The 6,227-nt window shown below is 32.5% G+C and carries 4 protein-coding genes; all 4 read left to right on the top strand.

The features are described from left to right. Positions 1-23: 23 nt before the first annotated feature. The 4 genes from C3E89_RS13400 (at position 24) to malQ (ending at position 6,224) form a co-directional block, all read left to right on the top strand. Positions 24-1,184 carry an ASKHA domain-containing protein gene (locus tag C3E89_RS13400; protein ID WP_336512951.1) on the top strand — a complete coding sequence of 387 codons (1,161 nt, stop codon included), beginning with the start codon at positions 24-26 and terminating at the stop codon, positions 1,182-1,184. Positions 1,185-1,197: 13 nt separating this feature from the next. Further along, a complete protein-coding gene (locus C3E89_RS01410) occupies positions 1,198-2,061 on the top strand; it encodes a uroporphyrinogen decarboxylase family protein (protein ID WP_236910711.1) in 864 nt (287 codons plus the stop codon). A 541-nt stretch (positions 2,062-2,602) separates the two neighbouring features. Further along, positions 2,603-4,741 carry a glycoside hydrolase family 31 protein gene (locus tag C3E89_RS01405; protein ID WP_236910710.1) on the top strand — a complete coding sequence of 713 codons (2,139 nt, stop codon included), beginning with the start codon at positions 2,603-2,605 and terminating at the stop codon, positions 4,739-4,741. A 1-nt stretch (position 4,742) separates the two neighbouring features. After that, on the top strand, positions 4,743-6,224 hold the full coding sequence (gene malQ, locus C3E89_RS01400; protein WP_236910709.1) for a 4-alpha-glucanotransferase: 1,482 nt from the start codon (positions 4,743-4,745) through the stop codon (positions 6,222-6,224). Positions 6,225-6,227: the final 3 nt, after the last annotated feature.

Below are 6,227 nucleotides of genomic sequence, written 5' to 3'. Positions count from 1 at the left end.
CCTCATATCGTTTAGCCATTTAAATTCCTCCCAAATATTTATATTTTTATTATATCATTGTTCGGAATTTAATTGTCCTATTTAGTATAGCCTATCCAGTACTAACAAGGATTACATATTGTATGGAAAATCCATCAGGTGCTATTAAACTTCAGGAGTTAATAGTAGATGAAATAAACCATATAATTGAGAAAATTGTTGGTAATTTATACAAAGTGGATGATGTTTATCATATTACTATTGCAGCCAATACTACAATGATGCATTTGTTATTAGGAATAAATCCTGAATCCTTAGCTAAGGCACCATATAGATCAGTGTTTTTAAGTTGCGAAGGTATTAAAGCAAGAAATATATCAATAAAGGCAAATAAGGAAGCTTTATTTACTATAATTCCATCTGCTTCATCCTATGTAGGTGGGGATATAGTATCAGGTATTATGGCATCAGGATTTCGAAATAATAAAAAGGCTGTGTTCATAGATATTGGTACAAATGGTGAACTTGCAGCATTAAAGGATGGAAAGATAATATGTACATCTACAGCAGCAGGACCAGCATTGGAAGGTATGAATATTGAATGTGGATGCCGTGCGGAATATGGAGCTATAGAAAAATTTGATATTGATGCAGACTATAATATTAGTTACTCAACAATAGGAAATGCTAAAGCAATAGGAATTTGTGGCAGTGGTCTTATAGATATAGCTGGAGCATTGGTGAGAAGAGATATTGTAACTAAATCTGGCAGATGGAACAAGAATATAAATCCTAAATTGGCTGAAAGATTAGTGGATAAGAAGTTCTATATAACTGATGATATATATATTTCTCAAAAGGATATAAGACAAATTCAGCTAGCTAAGGGAGCTATAGCTTCTGGTGTAATTATGATGTTAGATGAAATAGGATTGACAATAGAAGAAATACCATTGGTATATATAGCTGGAGCCTTTGGTTATCATATTAATCCAGATAATATAATGGAAATAGGATTAATACCTAAAGGATTTAACGGAGATATAAAATTCTTAGGGAATACTTCACTAGAAGGTGCAAGACTTGCTTTGATTAACAGTGATTGTTATAAGAAAGTATATGATATTAAGGAAGATATGGAAGTATTGGAACTATCTCTTAAAGAAAATTTTCAAGATATCTTTGTTGCTCAACTAAATTTCTAGAATAGGTGGTAAAATGGCAGTAGGGAATATATTAAAATGTATTGGTAAAGAGGAAGAATCAATACCTGATAGGATTTTAGAAGACTTAGGTCTATCTTATAAAGAAATAAATAATGATGCTTCAAAAATAGCTACATTGTCAAAAACTCTTAAAGCATATAAGAATTCTCCATATTGTGAGTTACCTTTCTGCCATACTGTAGAAGCTGAAGCTTTTGGTTCTACAGTGGAATTTGACCATAAACTCGGTAATAGAATAGAAAGATATGCAATTGACGATATAAATTTAATCGAAGATATGGGAAATTTAGATTTGAGTAAAGGTAGAATTGCTGAAGTACTTAAGGCAGTGGACATATTAAAGAAAGATGGAAAAAACGTAGTTCTTGATATAACTGGACCTGTTACTCTTGGAACTACTATTATAGAGAGCAATTTATTTTTTAGAACCACCAGAAAAGATATAGACAAGGCAAATAGATTATTGAAATTAATCGAAAATAGTACAGTGTACTATATTTTAGAAGCCATAAAAAATGGAGTCGATGTAATCTCCTATGCAGATCCTGCTGGTACTATAGATATAGTTGGGCCAAGGTTTTTTAAAGATATTACAGGTAAAACTATATACAATATTTTGAAAAGAGTTGACGGCAAACTAGGGGATTCGGTAATTCATCTTTGCATAAAAACATCCAGATCCCTTGAATCAGCTGGGCTTCTAGAAGTTGAAAAGATCAAAGTAGAGGGCAAAAATTATTTTGAAATGATTAAAAATGCTAAAAAGGAAAGAAAAGATATAAACTTTATCGGACATTGGTGTATGAATTCTAGAATGAAGAAAAAAGAAATAATCTGTTGTAAACTCATAACCTAACCTGATTTGTTGATAAGTTTCTTCAACAAATCGATAGTAGATTAGTTCCGCCAAGTCTACATATTGTGTCCTGTGATAGAAATATACAAAAAATAGCAGAAATAAAAAACAATTCAATTGGTCGGGGGGTTGAAGTCCTCCTAGGTATGCCAATAGAAAACCCTGTAATTACAATTATTACAGGGTTTTCTATTCTATTTTATACTTTACACCTCTGAACTTAATGCTTTTGTGCCAGTTCCTGAGCCAATTTCATTTGAGTCTATGGAAGAAGATTAAATTAAGGAGAAACTGTCATTTTGTAAAGAGAAATTAATCCTTTTATAGCCACTTTAAGAGAAAGATATATAGAGGTAACTGCTCTATACAACTGCTGTTTATCCGATAAGCAGAGAATATTCTAGATTTACTTTTCTGTGCATAAGATGATCCATTAACCTTTGCAAGAAAATAGTACTTTACAAATAAGAAAAAATAGTATATCCTTTATATAAGGGTTGTGCAACCGCTTGCACAAATTTCATAATAAAAGGAGGTTAGCATGAAATCATATAAACTAAAAAACGGGACAAAAGTTTATAAATACGGCAATCCTATCGAAACAGGAGCTGTAATCGAAGAAAAAATAGAAATAAAACTAGAAGAGCATTTGGATATTCGGTTTAAAGAAGGATACTCTAAAATATCTCTAAACCTTTCGTCTGAGGATATAGTATATGGTCTTGGCGGAAATTTGGGTGGAGTTAATAAAAGAGGCAGATTATATGAATCTTATTGTACTGATGAACCTTTGCATATTGAAGATAGAACTAAATTATATTCAGCCCACAATTTTTTTATCATATCTGGCAAAGAATCTAGAGGATACTTTATAGATTTTCCAAGTAGGATTAAATATGATGTAGGGTATTATAATGAAGATTTATTTAATATTAAAATCTATGGAAAAGACTTTTATATTTATATAATTGAAGGAGAAAATTTAGAAGAAATTTCTACTAAATTCTTGCAGATAATTGGCAAATCCTATATTCCACCTAAATGGGCTTTTGGATATTTTCAAAGCCGATGGGGATACAAAGATAAGGATGAGGTTAAAAAGGTTTACGAAACATTTAGGAAAAACGATATCCCATTGGAGGGGATTTTCTTAGATCTAGACTATATGGACGACTTCAAAGATTTTACTATATCGGATGAGAGATTTGACGGATTCAAGAATTTTGTAGAGGATTTAAAAAAGGATGGTCTCTATCTAGTACCTATAATAGATGCTGGAGTGAAGGTGGAAAAGGGTTACCATATTTACGAAGAAGGTATTGAAGGAGATTATTTCTGTAAAGACGAAGAGGGAAAACCTTATGAAGGGGTAGTATGGCCAGGAAAAGTCCATTTTCCAGATTTCATGAAAGAAGAGACCCAATTGTGGTTTGGATCTAAATACCAGGTATTGACTGACTGTGGTATAGAAGGCTTCTGGAACGATATGAATGAGCCAGCGATTTTCTATGAACAAGAGGCCTTAGCTGAGGCTATTCAATATGCTCAGGAATCTCAAGATAAGGATTTAGATGTCTTTTCATATTTTAAGCTAAAGGATAATTTTATGAATCTAGCTAACAAGGATTCCTATTATAAGAATTTTTATCATGAAATAGATGGGAAAAGGATTTCTAACGACAAAGTTCACAATCTATATGGCTACTACATGACTAAATCCGCCTATCTGGGTTTAACTAGATTGTTAAAGGATAAGAGATTTTTATTGATTTCCAGAGCATCCTCTATTGGAATGCATAGATATGGTGGTATTTGGACAGGAGACAACTCATCTTGGTGGTCTCATTTAGAGCAGAACATAAAAATTCTACCTTCCTTAAATATGTGTGGATTCTTCTATATAGGTGCAGATACTGGTGGTTTTGGAGGTAATTGCAATGGAGAACTTTTGACTAGATGGCTACAATTAAGCGTATTTACACCATTGCTAAGAAATCATTCTGCTATAGGCTGTAACAATCAGGAACCCTATGCTTTTTCAGAAAAGGTGCTTAGCAATACAAGAAATTTGATCAAGGCAAGATACAGTCTAATCCCTTACATCTATTCAGAATACATGAAGGCCGTAAACAATTATACTTTAATGTTTAAACCCCTATCCTTTGAATTTCAAGGGACTTTAGCTGAAGAAGCAGAAGATCAAATCCTACTAGGGAATCAGCTAATGCTTGCACCAGTACATACTTCCAACCACAGTGGTAGGTACGTATATCTACCAGAGGATATGCTAGAGGTATCCTTCTTGGAGGAAGATATGACTACTGGTATAAGGAAAAAGGGGATTCACTATATAGAGTATGGACTAGAAGATTTAAAATTCTTTTTAAGGAAGAATTCAATGATTCCTTATGTTAAGCCTTCTAAAAATGTAAAGGAATTGGATTTAAAAAGCATAGAAATATTAGCTTATGTAGATGATCAAGCTGTATATGAATTATACGATGATGATGGCAAAAGCTATAATTTAAGCTATTCAACAAATATACATATAGTTAAAAAAGCAGGAGACTATGATATAAAGGTGGATAATGACAATCCTTTTATAGAGAATATAAATATTAAAATTATCGACTCTAAAAACAGTATTAAATATAAAGAAATTTTGATCAGAGGAGAATAATATGGCAAATAAAAGGTCGAGCGGAATTTTAATGCATATATCTTCATTACCTGGAGAATATGGAATTGGAGATTTTGGTAAAGAAGCTTATAATTTTGTTGAGTTTTTAGCAAAAGCAAAACAGAAGAATTGGCAGGTGTTACCTTTAGGAATAACGGGTTTTGGGGACTCTCCTTACCAGTCCTTTTCAGCTTTTGCTGGAAATCCATATTTCATAGATTTTGACGAATTTATTGAAAAGGGATATTTGAGGAAAGATGAAATTGATAATTTAGATATGGGAAAGGACCCCAAAAGAGTAGACTATGGATTACTATATAAAAACAAAATGAAACTTTTAAAAATAGCTTATAGAAGAGCATATCCCTATATAAAAGAGGAATTGTATAATTTTTATACTCGTAATAAGAGTTGGCTTAGGAAATTTGCGCTATTTATGGCAATAAAGGAATACCATAACAACATATCTTGGCTATTTTGGGATGAGAAATATAGAAGAATAAACACTGAAGAAGTCAAGAACTTTGAGAAGAAAAATACAGATTCAATCTATTTTTGGATTTTCACCCAATATTTTTTTACAGAACAATGGTATAGATTAAAAAAATATGCAAATGGAAAAGGAATAAACATTATTGGAGATCTACCTATATATGTATCAGAGGATAGCTCCGATGTATGGGGAAATCCAGAATTATTTTATCTAGACGACAACCTAATTCCAATAACCGTTTCAGGTTGTCCTCCTGATGCTTTTTCTCCAAAAGGGCAGCTTTGGGGTAATCCAATTTATGATTGGGATGCTATGGAAAAGGATGAGTACAGTTGGTGGGTTAAAAGGTTCGAATATAGTCTTAAGTTATTCGATGTACTTAGAATTGATCATTTTAGGGGGTTTGAGTCTTACTGGGAAGTTAAATATGGAGCCAAAGATGCTATAAATGGACAATGGACAAAGGGACCAGGGATGAAATTATTTAATAAACTAAAAGAAGAATTAGGAGATATGAATATTATTGCAGAGGATTTGGGTTTTTTAACAGAAGACGTAATTAAATTAATTGAGGAATCTGGTTTTCCTGGAATGAAAGTACTACAATTTGCTTTTGATTCAAGGGAGGAAAGCGATTATCTTCCTCACAATTTTAATAAAAATTGTGTGGTTTATACTGGAACCCATGATAATTCGACAGTTGTCGGCTGGTACACTAATACAGATAAAGAAGATGTAAACTATGCAATAGAATATTTGAAATTGGATTCAATTGAGGGGGTGAATTGGGGATTCATAAGGGGGGCATGGAGTTCTACAGCATATTTAGCTATAACGACTACCCAGGACCTTTTAGGCTTAGACGATTCTGCTAGGATGAATATTCCGTCTACAGTTGGAGGAAATTGGATCTGGAGGATGGAAAAAGAGGATTTAACAGATGAAATTGCAAGTAAATTACGAAACATGACGAGGATTTATAGGAGGTGACTT

Source organism: Clostridium sp. Cult1, from assembly GCF_021655095.1.
GTDB lineage: Bacteria > Bacillota > Clostridia > Tissierellales > Tepidimicrobiaceae > Schnuerera.
This window is presented reverse-complemented; position numbering and strand designations above follow the sequence as displayed.